This is a genomic window from Bifidobacterium sp. ESL0798 (assembly GCF_029395415.1).
Taxonomy (GTDB): Bacteria; Actinomycetota; Actinomycetes; order Actinomycetales; family Bifidobacteriaceae; genus Bifidobacterium.
On sequence record NZ_CP113914.1, the window covers coordinates 2,135,089 to 2,151,688 of the forward strand.

10 protein-coding genes are annotated in these 16,600 nt (G+C 57.5%); 1 reads left to right on the top strand and 9 read right to left on the bottom strand.

Annotated features, from left to right (window positions below):
- Nucleotides 1–28: 28 nt before the first annotated feature.
- The gene (locus OZX74_RS08715; RefSeq protein WP_277156517.1) at nucleotides 29–169 is read left to right on the top strand and encodes a hypothetical protein; all 141 of its coding nucleotides are present in this window, start codon (nucleotides 29–31) and stop codon (nucleotides 167–169) included.
- Between the two features lie 116 nt (nucleotides 170–285).
- Here OZX74_RS08715 and OZX74_RS08720 read toward each other — a convergent pair whose 3' ends face one another.
- From OZX74_RS08720 to OZX74_RS08760, 9 genes are all read right to left on the bottom strand, one after another.
- The gene (locus OZX74_RS08720; RefSeq protein ID WP_277156518.1) at nucleotides 286–1,332 is read right to left on the bottom strand and encodes a DUF5067 domain-containing protein; all 1,047 of its coding nucleotides are present in this window, start codon (nucleotides 1,330–1,332) and stop codon (nucleotides 286–288) included.
- 253 nt (nucleotides 1,333–1,585) lie between these two features.
- Nucleotides 1,586–2,089, bottom strand: a complete 504-nt coding sequence (locus OZX74_RS08725) for a hypothetical protein (RefSeq protein ID WP_277156519.1) — start codon at nucleotides 2,087–2,089, stop codon at nucleotides 1,586–1,588.
- 553 nt (nucleotides 2,090–2,642) lie between these two features.
- Nucleotides 2,643–3,698, bottom strand: a complete 1,056-nt coding sequence (gene ilvC, locus OZX74_RS08730; protein WP_277156520.1) for a ketol-acid reductoisomerase — start codon at nucleotides 3,696–3,698, stop codon at nucleotides 2,643–2,645.
- A gap of 362 nt (nucleotides 3,699–4,060) precedes the next feature.
- Nucleotides 4,061–5,359 carry an MFS transporter gene (locus OZX74_RS08735; protein WP_277157482.1) on the bottom strand — a complete coding sequence of 433 codons (1,299 nt, stop codon included), beginning with the start codon at nucleotides 5,357–5,359 and terminating at the stop codon, nucleotides 4,061–4,063.
- A 764-nt stretch (nucleotides 5,360–6,123) separates the two neighbouring features.
- Nucleotides 6,124–9,075 carry a DUF5979 domain-containing protein gene (locus OZX74_RS08740; RefSeq protein ID WP_277156521.1) on the bottom strand — a complete coding sequence of 984 codons (2,952 nt, stop codon included), beginning with the start codon at nucleotides 9,073–9,075 and terminating at the stop codon, nucleotides 6,124–6,126.
- Nucleotides 8,961–10,445 (bottom strand): hypothetical protein, encoded by a 1,485-nt coding sequence (locus tag OZX74_RS08745; protein ID WP_277156522.1) that lies wholly within the window; start codon nucleotides 10,443–10,445, stop codon nucleotides 8,961–8,963. Before OZX74_RS08745 ends, OZX74_RS08740 begins: the two co-directional genes overlap by 115 nt.
- A complete protein-coding gene (locus OZX74_RS08750) occupies nucleotides 10,415–11,320 on the bottom strand; it encodes a hypothetical protein (RefSeq protein WP_277156523.1) in 906 nt (301 codons plus the stop codon). Before OZX74_RS08750 ends, OZX74_RS08745 begins: the two co-directional genes overlap by 31 nt.
- Nucleotides 11,274–14,048: a hypothetical protein gene (locus OZX74_RS08755; protein WP_277156524.1), complete on the bottom strand. Its 2,775-nt coding sequence runs from the start codon at nucleotides 14,046–14,048 to the stop codon at nucleotides 11,274–11,276. The genes OZX74_RS08750 and OZX74_RS08755 overlap by 47 nt, the downstream gene beginning before the upstream one ends.
- A 563-nt stretch (nucleotides 14,049–14,611) precedes the next feature.
- Entirely contained in the window at nucleotides 14,612–16,426 is a 1,815-nt protein-coding gene (locus OZX74_RS08760; RefSeq protein WP_277156525.1) for an AMP-binding protein, read from the bottom strand.
- Nucleotides 16,427–16,600 lie beyond the last annotated feature (174 nt).

The following is a 16,600-nucleotide window of genomic DNA, read 5'->3' on the forward strand; positions in this document are numbered from 1 at the left end:
GACTTTCGACTCCCTTTTCATGCTGTAATTGACCGACAATTTGAAGCAGGAGCATAACGGCATCCCCTTCAACACCGTCCGCGAGTACATAGCTGCGTTGCGCGAGACCTGCCCACTTTCCAGTATGTCGCCCGAATATGCAGAAAACCGGTCACTGGAGAAGTCCTAAGTGACCGGTTTTCGGTATCGGCATTGCAACGTGGCGCTGATTCAATCTTGCCTGGCGTCAGCACCGACGCTTATTGGCGATTGGCGCCAAGCCGCAACGCTGGTGGCTGCAGGCCGTTACTGCAAGTTGAATGTTTGCGTAATCTTCGTCTGATCGTTGAAATCAACGCTCGAGCGGAGTTCCACATCGATCGGCGAGGTCTCGTCGCTCAACGCGTATGCGACGGTGACATTCAAACTGCCGTCGGGCTGCACGGTGGTGTCTCTGGATTCCATGTCATATCCCTGAACGTCTTCCGAGTAGAACGTAGATTTCAAAGCAACACCTTTTTGGAATACCTTGTCTTGGACACCTTCCATAAAAGAACGGTTTTCGTTATCGGTATTTTTGTACTGGTAGGTGATGACCACCGTGGGATGTCCCTCGGCATCGTTCGGGCCTTTTTGGGCGGAGACGATCTTGACATCGGCACCTCCAAAGCTGCCGCTGCCCTTCAACTCCTTGCCTTTCGTCTTGTTATAAGTATCAAGCCCCTTCTGCGCATCGTCCTTGGCTTTCGACGATTCGGAAGTAGTGGCGGAACTCGAAGGATTCGTGACTTTATTAATCATGTTCATCCCAATAGAGAACGAGGCAATGAACATGACGAGGGAAAGGACGATGCCGATAATACCGGTGACGAGGCCGGCGACGGACATGCCTTTGCCGGGAAGCCTGTTGGCCTTGATTTTACGCATGGACATGATGCCGGTGACGAGGGCGGCGATGCCACAGACGATGCCTACGATGGGAATCCAGAACATGACTATGGCGACGATGCCCAAAATCAGAGCGGCCAGGGCCATACCCGGGCGCTTTGGCATCTGTCCCATGGGCTGCTGCTGGGGCATGCCCATTGGCGGTTGCGATGTTGGATTCGCGGGCTGCTGCGGTGGCATACCACCCATCGACGGCTGCTGCTGCGCTGAATCCGACGTCTGCTGCTGCGCTGAATCCGACGTCTGCTGCTGCGGCATCTGATTCATCGACTTCTGCGGTGCCGAGTCAACCGGCTGCTGCACCGGGTCCGCAGGTTGCTGCGAAGCGTAAGGCATCTGGCCGTTGTACTGCGCATTGGGTTGGGGCATTGAGCCACCACCATACGGGTTATTATCTTCCTGCATTGTCATGTCCTTCCGACAATCTTCTTGGCAGCGGACTACCCACTTCCTTCATTAATAATAAGCAGCTTTCACTATATAACGATATTTGGTCTTAATTGTGATATGGTCTCATCCGCATCACCGGACAAAAACAAAACCTGCCAGCAGACTGACAGGTTTTAGGTAACGAAAATCAATCCGGAAAGCCGGAGCAGGGTTTCGCGGGATGCCAATAATTCTCAGCAAAACCGTAGCATCATGCTTCCCTACTCGGCTATGCAAGCGACGTATCCGCAGGAACCAGGGCCACGAAAACCGGGGCCACGGTCTCGTTGTCGCCGGTCTGCTTTTGCTCATAGGTAGCGGAGACCGTCTGGGGATTTTCCGTCACTATGGTTTCGGTGTTCAGCGCCTTGTACGCCGCGAAGCAACCGACCGCGATCCAGATGAAGATGACTGCCATGAAGAGGACACGCTTCCAGGAACCGAAACGGTCCAGAATGCCCTGCTTGCCCACAGCATCGGCCTTTCCCTTGGCGAAGTTACGCTGTTTGCCTGCGATGCTCCCTTTTTGGTTCCCAAAGTAACGCTGCGCGTTCCCGAAGTTGCTTTTCCCGCTTGTGAGGTTGGACTGTTTCCCTTCGAAGTTTGCACGCTGGCCGTGTTCACCCGCGAAAGTATCGCGCTCACCGGCAAAATTAAAATCGTCAAGGGAACCCATAAGGTTCTCCTTCTGCTTTGCGTTATTGCGGTTGGGCAATTCGTTACGTGCGGTCATGTCTGCCATCCTTAAATCGATTGCGCGTTGCCTCTTGTTGACGCTTTCGGCGCCCTTCTTGCGCTTGAAACAAATCTTTTTCTTTTTTGTAATGCCTAAAAAGCGTATCGCAATATCGCCTTTGCATTTTGCCTAATATTGCGCGAGATGACGCCTATTTTCACGCAGAAGGTTTGATGTAAATCTGCTCGATTCTTCCTTTTGCCATACAGCAGAGCACTTAAGCATTACATTAATAAAGTTATTACGTTTTAACTCTTTTTATTAGTTGTGAAGTACGTCACACCTTCGTGACGCCATACAATGCAACACAAGCTTCACCCAGCGAAACCGTATAGTTATTCGGCAACCATTCAGAAAGCATCCGGGAGAGCATCCGACGGTTATTCAGCGGATATTCACGATTTTAAGCGGGCTATCCGCACGCTCTTACGGCCGGTCCATTCCGGAGTTCCCCAGCAGCAACACACGATAACAAAAAATTGCCACCGGGCCGAAACCCGATGGCAACCTTTACATTCTTGAAGCTAACTGACAAGAACCTTCAGCAAGCTCACTTCTGCACCTGCGTACGGGCGATGGAGCCGTTGAAGGACTCGTTCTCATCGGCGTCCGCAGCCTTGCCCTTGAGCCAGGAGAACATCGAACGGAGCTTCGGGCCGACAGTCTCGATCTTTTCGTGGCTGTACTTCTCCTGCAGTTCCTTGAAGTGCGGGGCGCCAGCGGCCTGATCGTCCATGAATTCCTTGGCGAACGAACCGTCCTGAATGCGCTGCAGCTGATGCTCCATGTTGTGGCGGGTATGCTCGTCGATCACAGTGGAAGTGAAATCGCCGTACTGTGCGGTGTCGGAGCAGGACCAACGCGCCTTGTTCAGGCCGCCCTCGTTCATCAGGTCGACGAGCATCTTCAGCTCGTGGCAGACCTCGAAGTAGGCGATCTCCGGCTGATAGCCGGCGTCGGTGAGGACCTCGAAACCGGTCTCGACCAAGTGGTTGACGCCGCCCATGAGCACGTCCTGCTCACCGAAGAGGTCGGTTTCGGTCTCTTCCTTGAAGGTGGTCTTGATGGCACCGGCGCGCAGGGCGCCAAGAGCCTTGGCATAGGCGAGGGTGATGGCCCAGCCGTCGCCCTTGTCGTCGTTCTCGCAGGCGACAACCACCGGCACACCACGGCCGGCGACGTACTCGCGGCGAACGATGTGGCCCGGGCCCTTCGGAGCGACCATGAAGGTCATGTGGCCCTTGCCCGGCTTGATGTAGCCGTAACGAATGTTGAAGCCGTGCGCGAAGGCGAGCGCCGCATCGGGCTTCATGTTGGGCTCGACCTCTTCCTTATAGATCGTGCCCTGATACTGATCAGGAGCCAGGAACATAATGATGTCCGCAACCTTCGCCATATCAGCGACGGACATGACCTCAAGTCCCTGCTCCTTGGCGTACTCAACGGACTTGGAGGTAGGCCGCAGACCGACGACGACGTCCACACCGGAGTCGCGCAGGTTCAGCGCGTGGGCGTGACCTTGCGAGCCGTAACCGATGATACCGACCTTCTTGCCGTCGAGAACGGAAAGATCAGCGTCGTCTTCGTACCAGATTTGTGCTGCCATAATATGCACTCCTTGCATAATTTATTATTATTTGCCCCGGATCAGGCACCTTGCCTGCCGAAGCCTAGAAACTGGCTCTTGATCAAAAGGGATTTTGTCCCGTTAACTGCTCATTGTAACGCCGGTCACAGCGCAAACCACGCCGCCGTCCAATTATCGAACAGTTATTTTTCGCAGATTGAGACGGAACGAATCCCGAATCGTAAACCATTTTCAAATCTTGTTATTGCTTTTTAATTATAAATATTTAGTTATAAAGATACCTTCAATGAACGGCGACAGGTCGCATAATCGTCCATATATATAAGGGCTGTCACCGAAAGTCCGATGGAACCAAGCCGCTCGGTGACAGCCCAGCGCAATCACGCGGTGAAGTCGGTGTCCTTGGTTTCCTTGCAGGTGAGTAGGGAGACCAAGCAGCACAACGCCATCACGGCCATATAGAGGCCGACCGAACGCACGCCCCAGTGGGACGAGAGCCAGGTGGCGACGGTCGGGACGAAGGCCGCACCGACGATGGCGGCGAGGTTGTAGCCCAGACCGGAGCCGGAGTAACGGATGTTGGCGCTGAAGAGCTCGGGCAGAATCGCGCCAACCGGACCGAAGGCGATGCCCATCAGCGCGAAGCCGACGCACAGGAAGACCATGATTTCCGCGAAGTTGCGGTGGCCCATCAGCAGGTAGGGGAAGACGAACGAGAAGACGACCAGAGCGACCGCGGAGAACATCAGCACGCGGCGACGGCCGAGCCTGTCGGCGTAGACGCACGAGAGCACGATGAATGCGGCGAAGACGCAGACGGCGACCATGAGCATCAACAGGTACTCGCGGTTGGTGAAGCCGAGACCACCGCCGCCCTCGCCCTTGGGCTTGGTGCCCCAGGCCAGCGACCAAGTAGCCAGCGTGTAGAAGAGGGTGTAGGTGACCGCGACGATGAACGTGGCCTGCAAGACCTGACGCCAGCTGGTGCGGAAGACTTCCTTCAGCGGCGATTTGACGGTCTTCTTCTGCTCTTGGGCGAGGCGGAAAATCGGGGTTTCCTCCATGTGGACGCGCACGACCAGGCCGATCACGACCAGCACGATGGAAAGCAGGAACGGCACGCGCCAGCCCCACGCGAGCATCTGCTGCTCGTTGCAGAACGATTCGAGCAGGAAGTAGGTGCCGTTGGAGAGGAAGAACCCGATCGGAGCGCCGAGTTCAGGGAACGAGCCATAGAGCGCACGCTTGTTGGCCGGGGCGTTTTCGGTGGCGACCAGCGCCGCGCCGGACCATTCGCCGCCAAGCCCGATGCCTTGGATGAAGCGGCAAAGGCAGAGCACGACGACGGCGAGCAGGCCCCACTGGCTGTAGGTCGGCAGGCAGCCGATGAGGAACGTGGCCAGGCCCATGGTCATCAGGCTGACGACCAAGGTGGTCTTGCGGCCCATGCGGTCGCCGAAGTGGCCGAAAATCAGGGAGCCCAACGGACGGGCGACGAAGGCGATGCCGAAGGTCAGGAGGCTGACCAGAAGCGCCACGGTCGGGTTGGTCTTGTCCGAGAAGAAAATCTTCGGAAAATAGTTGGCCGAGGCGGTGCCGTAAGCATAGAAATCGTAGAATTCAATGGCCGTGCCGACCATCGAGGCGGCGATGACGGTGCCGACCGAATCGTGGGCCATCGCCTGAAGTTTCGCCGTGCTTGCGGCCGTTGCCGCATTGCCGTTGCCGCTGCTACTGCCGTTCCCAGCCGCTGTGTCGACTGATGTCATAATGTTCTCCTCCGATACGCCATGTACCGATTACTGCTTCATTCGTTCTCTCGTCGCTCTCGCCGCCCGCAGCCTGCAGCTTGCAGCCCGCACCCGCAGCCCGCGTTGTGCTTGCTGTGCGGACAGTTGGTTTGGGAATCCTCCAATATCGCCTGAATTCCGTCTGCATTGTCGGTTTGAGTCTTGCGTTGTTGAGTTTTATTGTTCGTATACGTTCTTGCGGCACTACCACGGTGACCTTTTGGGGCGTAATAACAAATGAACCCTGCCGTTGGATGCAGGGTTCAGAAAGCTATATGCTTCGATATCTTTGATATCGCCATTCGTTCGACCGAACGATTTGCTTGCTTGCCCTGCCTTCATTGGCGGGGCTCAAGCTGAATGCGAAAATCAGGCCGCCAACGAAGACGGGCTAATAATTCGTGCTGATTGTGCGCTGAAACTCATCAATCCGTTCCTCATGGCGTCCTCCCTTCACGTTTACCGAGTTCTTTCGGGCTCTTGACCCGTTTAGTTAGAACCATAGGCGCGATTCTAAACCGGCACCCGCAGGCATCTCACTATTCGAACTTATTGAGAAATAATATTATTTGCTATTCCATACATACCGCCCGGAAAGTTGAAGGCCGGATACGTTTGACGTATCCGGCCTTCAACTTCAATCGGCTACCAAATTACATTCCGTGATTCGGCTCGCCGGAATCCGTTGACGGAGAATTATCCGAACCATTGGGCTTGCCGGACTCAACCGAATCGCCGGAGTCATCCAAAGCGGTATCGCTCTCATCGCCGCCCGTCGAACGACGGCGCATGTAGAGGATTATCACACCACCCGCAAGCAGAATGATAATCAGCACGACGATACCGGCAACCGCCGCACCTGTCCTGGCCATCGAAGAGCGAGCGTTGGCCGCGGAACCGTTGACCCTGGAACCGTTGGACGTAGAGCCATTGCCCACGAGAAGGCCACCGACAGGACCAGCGATGGGACCTGCAACGGGAGCGCTGACGGGACCCGCGACAGGGCCGGCAAGCGGAGGCTTGTTGCGGAAGACATCGGTGATGGTCACCGTGTTCCTGCCCGTGTCCTCGACCACCGTCTCGTCGCCGTTCACCGGGTCGATCGACGTGGAATCCGCGCCGGCCGAATCGGTCTGCACGACCGAGCAATGCGCACCCAGCAGAATGTCGTTAAGCGTTGTGCTGTAACCATTCGATCCGGTCAGAACAAACGTGCCGTCGCCGCCCAAACCAATCGAGACAGGGTTCCCGTCACGCTGGTAGGTGCAGGTCGCCTTAATCTTGAACGGACCGTTGCCGCGAGACTGCACAGCGCTTTCGTCGCCGGTGCGCTTCAGGACAATCGGTACCTGGCCCACGTCATACCGGTCGGTTTCGGCGACGGTGACACTGCTCAGGTCGTTGACCAGCGTGGGGGTTCCGGGAACGGAGCCTGGAACGCTGGAACTGGCAACAGCAGCGGCATCGGCGGTACTGGCCTGCGCCACGGTGGCAATGGTCACTTGACCGTTGGCAGGCAGGAACGTATGGTTCGTCGCGCCCGAATCAGCCACCTGCGTGATGGTGCACTGCGTGCCCGCAGGGAAAACGCCAAAGCTCTTGGTAGCCGAGCCGGCGAGGTCGAACCTCTCGTCGAGCAACTGCTGGCCGCGGTAATCGCAGACCGCCTTGAAGGTGACGGGAACACTGCCGTAACGGGAAGCCCCGGCCCCGGAAACCGCGCGGTTGACGGTAAGCGTGCCGGCATCGTAATGGTTGGCCACCGTGGTGACCGCCAGATGGGCGATGTCGCCCGCGCTGCCATCGCCGACGCGGACGCTCGCGCTGCCGTTGGTATTGTCGGTGACATTGTCGCCAGTGAACACCGTCTTGTCGGCTGCCGAGGTATCGGTTTCGGTGATGGTGCAAGTGGAGTTGGCCGGAACCGTATCGGCCGGCGCATTCCAAGTCTGGCCGTCACTCAGCGTGAATGAAGCACTGTCGTCACGACCGCCATTGAACTTGACCGTCTGGCCGTCGCTCGTTTTGCAGACCGCCTTGAAGTTGAACGAACCGAAGCTGCCCTTGTCGGCCTTGGTGTCGACCTTCTTGGTGACGCTCAAGCCGGAGTAGCGGTAGGTGTTGGTGATCTTCGCGGATTGGGCGGCGACCACCGCGTTGGTCGGGTTGTTGGCTCCGTCGAGCGTGTCGCCAGCGGTAATATTCACCGTATCGGAATCACTGGTGTTGTTGTCACCATTGACGCTCACGGTACGTGCGGCCTCACCGAACTGGCCGAGCGTGCCGTCTTCGGAAACCGTGCAGACGGTATTGCCGGAGCCGCTGACATCGACACTCAACGGAATGCCCGTAAGCCTGCCGGCCGCGTAACTGCCGTCAATCTGCTTGTTCAGCGTGATCAGACCGTGGCTCTGACCGCCGAAGAGTATGGAATTATCATCGGCGTCCTTGCAAGTAACCGAGGCGCGAACCTGCTGCGGGGTATACGCGCTCGCGGCGGCACCTTCCACGGCCTTGTCGACCTTGAGGGAACCGATTTCGATGCGCGTGCCGAAGCGTTCCGGCGCAGCAGGATGCATGGTGTCGTCGGCCGAAGTATAAAGGATACCGAACTGGCCCCAAGCCTCCTGCGCACCGGCCGCCTGATCGAGCGAAACGGGAACCGACGGGTCGGAATCATCCGCGAGCGAACCCGGGGACGTTGCCGGAACGTTCTTGGACGTATAGGTGACGTCCGCGCCTTTGCCGGGTACGAGCCCATGATCGGCGGAAGTCGTGAAGTCAAGGGTTATACGCAGGCCGGTGACCTTCGACCAATCCGTGACACTGGCGCTCGGAACCCAAGTCGAGGCCGAGCAGGACGTGTTCGCAGGGCTGCTGGAAATACCCGGCAACGTGCTCCACGTACCTACGCAAGGCGAGGTATCGGTGGAAGCCTCAATGGTCGCCGTCGTGCCCACAGGCGCTCCTACAATGCTCGGGGCTCCGGTGAGCTCTGGACGATAGGTCGAACCACGGTAATCGCTGCTGGCCACCACGCTCTTGTCGTGCTTGGCCGGAAGCTGCTCGAAGAACTGGACCTTCTTCTCCGTGGTGGTACCGGCGTTGACCATGTGCAGTACCCAATCATCCTTGCCGCCGAGCGCGGTATTGGCGCGGCACGGCGCGCGGTAATAGCTATGGCCGTCAAGCGCGGTGAGAGTCGGGGTGCAGGTTTGTGTGGAGTCGAGCGTATTGACTGCGCCCGCTTTGCTACCTTTCACACCACCGACGATATAAACGTTTTCGCCGCTGGATGGGGTGACGAAAGCCGTCACCTTGCCGCCAATACTGAGAGGGCTGACGCCATCCGTAACGGGCGTAACCGTTTGGGGATGACCGTCGACGTACCACAAACGCGTCAAATGCTTCTTGCTGGTAACCGCGACAGGCAGGTTGACGTTCGCACCAGCCATTGCACCCGGCTCCACTTCCAGCCAGATGGTCATTTTCACCACTTCGCCCGGCAACATGCGGCTCTTGCCCGCCGGCCAGCTGAACACAAGCTTGCTGGGGTTGCTGGAATCGAGCGTCGGCGCGGTATTAAGCTGTCCGGAATTGGGCACGCCGCCGACAGCACCAGGCGTAAAGACAATCGGATGGGCCGGATCGCCGGGGCTTCCTGGCCGGTATAGCGCAGTTCGGCGGGCAGGTCGGCACTCACCTTGTCAATATCGAGGTACCCGGTGCCGATGTTGGAGAAGTAGACATCCCACGGCACCATCTGCCCGACCTCGACCGAAGGAGTACCGTTGTTGGCCACCTCGCTGACGCCGAGACCGGCTATGCCGGAGCCCCAGATCATGGGGGTACTGGTATCGGCAGAGGTGGATTGATCGGGGTTGATGCCATCGTGCAGAATGCTTTCCGCCTCGGAGGAGACCGCGTTGGGCTCGCTGCCCGGGTAGGTGACGTTCTGCGTATCGTTGCCGCGCTCGGTTGTGCGCTGGACCACCCGATACTGGATCTGCGAGTTCCAAGAGACGTTGCTGGAATCCGTGAATAACTTTGGATTGCCAAGAGCGTCCGGGTTGGTGAAAACGAAACGCAACCCTTGGATATCGTTGTATTGTGCCGACGTTACCGGCAAATCATAAGCCACGCTTCCACCGGGAAGCTGCGCCTGCTCGGCTCCGTCTTTCCATCCCATTGCGCCGCCGGGCCCGAACGGCCCGTAGACACCAATCTTCACCTTCGTGGCGCCTGCAGGGAACGTGAGCTGCGTGAGGCCGGTGAAGTTGAAGTTCTTCCAGAAGTGACCGGTTTTGGTAGAGCTGCCACTCTTGCCTTGGCCGTCGGGCCAACTCGTCAACGTCACCTTGGTGGGCGAAAGTGTGGAATCCACGCTCGCGCCGTTGGTGCTGTTCGCGTTCATCGTGACGGTCTGCGGCACTTGTGGGTTGACCTCGACCAGATTGTTGGGAGCGATGGTCTCGCCGATGGAGGTCAGCAGGCTTCCGGTGCGGTAATTGACGTTCGTTTTGATGAACTTGGTGGGCTTATCTGCCGCATCGCTGTCGGTGATCGGCGCGTAGATCTGCGCGGTGGCACGGTTGACATAGGCATTATTGCCCTCGGCGGCGCTTGGCACAAACGGCTGGTTCGTAGCACGTAACGTGTCACGCACGCGTGCCGTCAGCTTCACATGCACGTAGTTGCCCTTAGTCAGGGTCGGGCCAACCGTTGCCGGGTCGGAGGAACCTTGGAAAGTGACCGCAACAGCGACGACGTTGGCAAGGTCGGCTTCCGTCATGGCATTGGCCTGCGCGGCGGTCGTGATCGACGGATCAACGGCGAAAGTACCGGTGCCGGTCGCGTAATTGGTCGGCGTATAGCGAAGAATATAGACACGCGAATCGGCAAGCGATATCTGGCTTGGGTCGTCAGCGCCGATATCGATATGGGTCAGCGTCTGACGGTTGAACATGTTGGGCATGTCGAGGTGGAATCGAGCTTGCCTGTGCCGATATCGGGAACCTGCGCTGCGGTGAATGGATTCTGTGTGGCCGCGAACGGGGTATTGGCGGTATAGCAGCTGGTCTGGCTGCCGGTATCGCATTCCGAAGGAGTAACGATACGCAGGTACGAGGCACGGTTCGCAGAATCGTTGGTCGCAGAGATGTCATACGTTTGCGTCGGATAGGAACCGACCGGGACGGAAACACCGTGCGGCGGCACCAGAAGGTTATACGTCCCTCCGTCGCCTTCCTTGATGGCCGCTTTGTAATCAGTGATGTCGAGCTTCGCGCCATTCTTCGCCACATAATACAACATGTTCGGATAGGCGGGATCCGCGGCCGTCGCCCTTTCGGCATCCAACCTGTCATTCTGCGGCTGATGATGGCTTGTGTCGCCCGTATGCAGCACGCTGCCGGTGACGAACGTGCCTGTCCCACGTTTCTTGTCGCGAATCTGCCAAGTGGCTGAGAAATCACGCGTTGGGGCAGAAGCCACCACACCCGTTCCCGGATGGGGCACGTAGGTCTTACCTGCCGCGATGTCGGCACTACGGGCGGCATCGTCGGGCGCCAGGTTCACCTCGAGGCCGGTGACACCCTCAATGTCGCCACTCGGCACCGTATAACCCTTGAAGGAACGGTCGGCGTTCTGCCACGTTCCGTCCGGCGCCGGAACCGTGACCCAAGCGCCAGCGGAAGCGCTGAAGACCCGCACCTCGGTGATCTTGTCATACTTCAAATACCAACCGTTGGTATACGGGGTGTCCGAAACGGCAATGGGATCGATGGAAATCAGATTGAAAACGTCATGCCACTGATCGTTGTGCGCACCCGCATCCGGATAATCCGCCACATCTCCGGACTGCTTGACCGACACGGAAACCATGTCCGAGTTGACACCCCAGTTGAGATGCGAGGTGACTTTCTTGCCGGACAGCGAGGCCACGGCACTGATTGGAGCCCCGGAAGCGTCGGGATCCGGTGAACGTCGTGCTGATCCAGTCATTGACGCCGTAGAAATCATGGCCGATATGGGGATCCGGATTATTGAACGTGAAGATACCGACCTTCTTCTGGTTGGTCGCGTCTGCGTCGAGAGCGTTGCTGTGGACGACATGGCCATCATCCGTTACACCGGAAGTGGCGAGACTGGTGGTGTTGCCGTAATCGTATTTCGTCGGCCGCTGCGGGCCGGGATTGTCAAGGACGTCGGTCGGACCGGATCCGTCGCGCTTCTGGTCACGGGCGACGAAACTGACATACTGCGAAATCGAGGTGCTGCCGGCGAAGGCGTTGTTGGAGCCTTGGGCTTCGAGCTTGAAGCGTATGCCGGTGACCTGGTCCGGGGTCGCGCCGGAATGGGCGGCGCCCAGTTTGGTCTTGAGATCCGCTGCGCCAAGGCTATACATATAACTTGCGTTCTGCTCGGCTTTGCTGTCGAGATCGACCCAGCCCACGCCCGGAAGGTTGACGCTGACGGTCAGCTTGGTATGGGCGGGAATCGGCGTGGATTCGATGGCATTCAAATCGAAGACGTTCCAGAAATTATTGGGATCGGAGGAGGTGCCTTCGTGGATCGTGCCGCTGCCGTCGATGGTCTTGTTGACCCAGGAATCTTCAACAGTAATGACCTTGGGCTGCAGATAATCGGTGTTGGCACTGGTCGACTCGGAAAAACCAACCACCGCCTGATGCTCGACTGGGACGGCATCGCTCGGGCTTACCGTCTTGTTCACACTCACCAGTATCTGCGGCTTGACCAGCGTCATGGTCGCGGCCGGAGCCGTGGCGGACGCCGTTGCCGTGTTGTACGCAGTGACCTTGGCGGTGGTGTTGGCATCGGTGATATCCTGCGTGGTCTGGCCTGCTGGGAAGCTGTGCGCGCTTGAGGACTTCACCGTGAACCTGATGGAAGCGTTTGCGCCGGAACCTATTGGATCAGCGACGCCTCCGGCAGGAGTCGATCCGAATTTGACGGTGAACGAAGAGATGTCACCGGTGGGCAGCGCCGGAACCGCGCCGTTAGCGAATGTCACGCTCTGGTCAGGGCCGCCACCAAGCATGTGGTAGACAACCGTTCCGCTGTCGGCACCCGCCGTATATGTAATACCTTCTTTGAAACCGTCGAACTGGATATCGGAGCTGAAGAAGCCGCTGCCAACCTTGGCTTCCATCTTTGCCACCGCCGAGTTGCCATTAGTGATCACAACCGTTCCGACCGCCTTGTTGCCGGCCGGGTGACGGGCCGGGTCGAAGGACTCGCTCACCGTGACGTTCAATTGGTTCGGCGAAAGCGTTACCGTCGCCGGGGCCGAAGCCGTCGGCACGCCGGTTTGTGATCCCTTCGCGGCGTTGGCTTCAACGATGGGGCTGACAGAAGACGACGTACTCAATCCGGCAAGCGGACTGTTGCTTGCATCGTTGCGATCGGTCGAACGCTGTTTGAGATTGAGGATAATCGGGCTGGCGGTCGCAACATTCGGCGCCATCGTTCCGCCGGAGAAGGTGAAGCGGAGTCCGGCCACACCGCTGGCGCTCACACCGGTGGGCAAGGCGAACGCGGACGCGGCAACGCCGTTGACCCAGTTCCATTTGCCGGTGCCGTCTTTGACATAGGCATCCGTCTGTACCTGCGTGGCGCCGGCCGGCATCACCGTGGCGCCAAAACTATCAAAATCGAAGAAACGGAACGGGTTGTTGGTGTCAAGCGAAGTGGCATTCGCGCCGGCTTGGGCATCCTGCGGAATCTGGACGATAACCTTGTCGGCGTCGATGTTCGAGGTGTTCGTGACGTTGAGTTTGAGGACCTGTGCCGCACCGGCCACGTACTGGGTATTGGCAGGATCAAACGAAGCCGTGCCTTTGGCCTCAAGTTTCTGGTCGATGCTCACCTTCGCCGTGGCCGATGAAGTCACCGACTTGGAATTAGAAGCGGAAAGCGTCGCGGAATTGACGAAATTGGTTTTGTTGCGCGGATCGCTTGCCGAAAAGTTTGCAGGAACCTGCAACGTGAGACCGACCGAGCCGTTCATACCTACAACCAAACCGGTCTTGTTGGTTCCGTCCGAAACGAATTGCTGGCCCGGAGTCAGCGTGAACGAGGTGCCAGCGCCAACGGTTGCAGGCCTCGAAGGCTGGTTCACCCCGCCTTCCTTCCATTGGACGTTTGCCTGCAGGGTCGAGCTGACGGTGAAATCGATGATGGCAAAGCCTTGCAGGGCCGCGGGTAGCTGATCGGCGAGGCTCGCATCTTCGCAGTTGGTCTCGGAGCAGCCGAGATTGAATTGATAGGTGAATTTGTCGCCGGGCTTGAGGGCCGTCGGGTTCGCACCATCAACACCGTAAACGGATTGCGAGAAATTGAGGAATTGGTACTCCGGATCCCCCTGAGTGCCCACCTTATTATTACGCTGCGCAGATTGAGAGGAGCTGCCGGAAGAACTTGGGTCGCTGGGGTTGGCCGAGGCGATCACTCCGCCGCTCAGCAACGTTGCCACCGCAGCCACCATGGCCACGAGCCACTTCAGCTGTTTCTTGGTCCGCCCACCCGCATTCTGCGTTGTACCGGCTGCGTGCTTCATTGTTCGACGCCTGTCAAACCACTTCATATCTCTAACTCCCCTGGCCTTTGGATCAGAGCCTCGCGGCATATGCATTATCACGAGGGAACACTTTCCCCATTCCCCTGTCAATGCCGTTCTGCATAAATCCTTTGCCTATAACCAAAAGCACATTAACTAAAAATATTTACCATCATCCTATCAGTGCATCGCAATTCGGAAATAAACATTTCAGGTATAGTTGTATAAGGCGTTAAAAATAAGGGATGTTGCCCAGTATTCATCGATGAGTTCAAGCTTTAGTCAGATGAAAAATCTTAATTTATTTTACGTAAAACCTCATAAGTTATAATCGATTTATCTATTTCATTAAACCGAATATATAAAAACATCCAGTTATTACAATGTAATATATTGCACGTTTTCAGGGTGCATCGCAAACCCGGTATTTTCAAATTACGCTTCAAGAGATGAGACCCCAAGGCGCCGCCGAGACCGGGGCTTTGGAACAATCTCCGGCTTCGTGCTAGTTTTCGCCGAGCAGGAAGCGACAGACTTTGCCTGTGCTCGTGCGCGGCAGGGAATCAACACGATAAAAACGCTGCGGTACTTTGTAATGCGCCAGATTGTTCCGGCCGAACTCGCCACCGCGCGTCTAAGGAGGCCGAAACCTCTGCGCGGGTTTGCTTCGTCTTGCTCCGCCGATCGCCCTCAACCGATTCATCGGTTTCCCTGCCGCCAACCCGCGATATCGGTTCTCCGGCAGCAATTGCCCCGCCACTGATATCAGGCATATTTTTTGAGGCGGATCCGTCGGCGTCCGATTCGCCAGGAACGGAAGCGGCTACGCTGGCTTGCCTGTTTTCCACAAGCCTGTCATAACCCTCTTTGCACACCACGTAGGCGACCGGCACCTCGCCCCACTTCTCGTCCGGCTCGGAAGCGACGGCAATCTCGTCGATGCCCGGGCAGTCGGCGTAGACCCGCTCGACCTCTTCGGGGAAGACATGCTCGCCGCCGGAGATGATCATGTTGTCGAGCCTGCCGTCGATATAAAGATAGCCGTCGACGTCAAAATGACCGACATCGCCCGTCTTATACCAGCCGTCAGCGGTTTTCTTGGCTTCCATAGCACCGGGCCGATTCAGGTATCCGGGAGTCAGCGCTCCTGTTTTAATGAGAATCTCGCCGGTCGCGCTGGCCAGCTTCATCGAAGTGGTGAAGTATGGCTTGCCGCTGGAAAGCAGCTTTCGAGCGCCGTCGCCCGTGCTTGTGCCGACAATCTGCGAGCAGGTTTCGGTCATGCCGTATGAACGCACGACCACCATACCGAGCTTATGGCAACGCTTCAGCAATGCAAGGTCAGACTTCTCTCCGCCCAGAATAAAACCTTTGAACGTCGACGAATAACCGAAATGAGAAGGCAACAGCTGCGTCGAATCGGCTTCATCTGCCGAATGGTCCGCTTGCTTTCCGTCTGCCGACGCAAGCGCCGCATCCGACGTAGCATGTCGTTCCGCGCCAAACGGGTCCGAAACCGCGCCCGGCATCATGGTTGCCGTCACGTCCAGTGCGCCGTCAGATCCTCCTCCGACCAACACACGCTGCTCATGTACCGGCACCAGCTGTTTGAGCATCGTGGGCACTACCGAAACCCAAGTCACTGGCTCTTCGGCCAAGATCCGTTCCATCTCTTCAGCGTCGAAATGGTTCATCAGCCGCACGGCGACGCCGAAAATCAGGCCACGCAGAATAATGGAATATCCACTGATATGGAAAATCGGCACGGCGCACAGCCATTCGTCGGACGGTTCGGTGCCGAGATTGAGCGCCACGCTCGTCGCCGAGGTGAAGTGGTTGCGCACGGTCTGCTGAATGCCTTTCGGCGCACCCGTCGACCCGGAGGTGAACATGATGCTGACCACCTGATCGTCGGCGAATTCCCTCGGAATCGGGGAAATTCGCAGGGAAGCAGCGGAGCTATCACCAAGTTTGAAATTGTCAGCCTTCGCGAATATCTCGTCGAAACCAACAACGTGGACGTTGCCATCGGCTGAAGCTCCATCCAGCAAATCGGCGGGCAGGCTGTCGTCCTTGAGGCAGCAGGCGACTCCGGCGTCGCGCATCTGGCCGATGAGCTCGTCATTGGTCAGGCGCTTGTTGAGCCACACGACGGTCTTGCCATATAGCAGCAGCGCGACGGCCAGCAGGTAGCCGCGGACGTTGTTGTTGGAGACCATCGCCACGTTCTGTATTTTGAATGCACCGAACTTGCTGAGCACGCCGCCCAGCCGTTGGGCCTCGTCGAACACGTCGCCGAATGTATAGCGCGTCTCGCCGTCGTAAACCGCCGTGCGTTCCGGTGTGAGCATCGCGCGTTTCAGCACCCAATTATCCATAACAGACTCCCCCAATCCGCGTTATCGAGACCTCTTGGCGCGCCAAGTCGCCTGAAAATGGAACTTTCATACCCTATCCTTCATTTTTTGGACCTCTTGACACGCCAAGTGGCCCTAAAAACGAAGAATCAAGCATCATTCATGCGATTTTGACCTTCTTGGTGGGCCAAGAAG

Coding starts and splice junctions, on each gene's coding strand:
- OZX74_RS08755 (WP_277156524.1), bottom strand. CDS start 14,048: ATGAAGCACGCAGCCGGTACAACGCAGAATGCGGGTGGGCGGACCAAG.
- OZX74_RS08720 (WP_277156518.1), bottom strand. CDS start 1,332: ATGCAGGAAGATAATAACCCGTATGGTGGTGGCTCAATGCCCCAACCC.
- ilvC (WP_277156520.1), bottom strand. CDS start 3,698: ATGGCAGCACAAATCTGGTACGAAGACGACGCTGATCTTTCCGTTCTC.
- OZX74_RS08760 (WP_277156525.1), bottom strand. CDS start 16,426: ATGGATAATTGGGTGCTGAAACGCGCGATGCTCACACCGGAACGCACG.
- OZX74_RS08725 (WP_277156519.1), bottom strand. CDS start 2,089: ATGACCGCACGTAACGAATTGCCCAACCGCAATAACGCAAAGCAGAAG.
- OZX74_RS08735 (WP_277157482.1), bottom strand. CDS start 5,359: ATGGCCCACGATTCGGTCGGCACCGTCATCGCCGCCTCGATGGTCGGC.
- OZX74_RS08745 (WP_277156522.1), bottom strand. CDS start 10,445: ATGCCCAACATGTTCAACCGTCAGACGCTGACCCATATCGATATCGGC.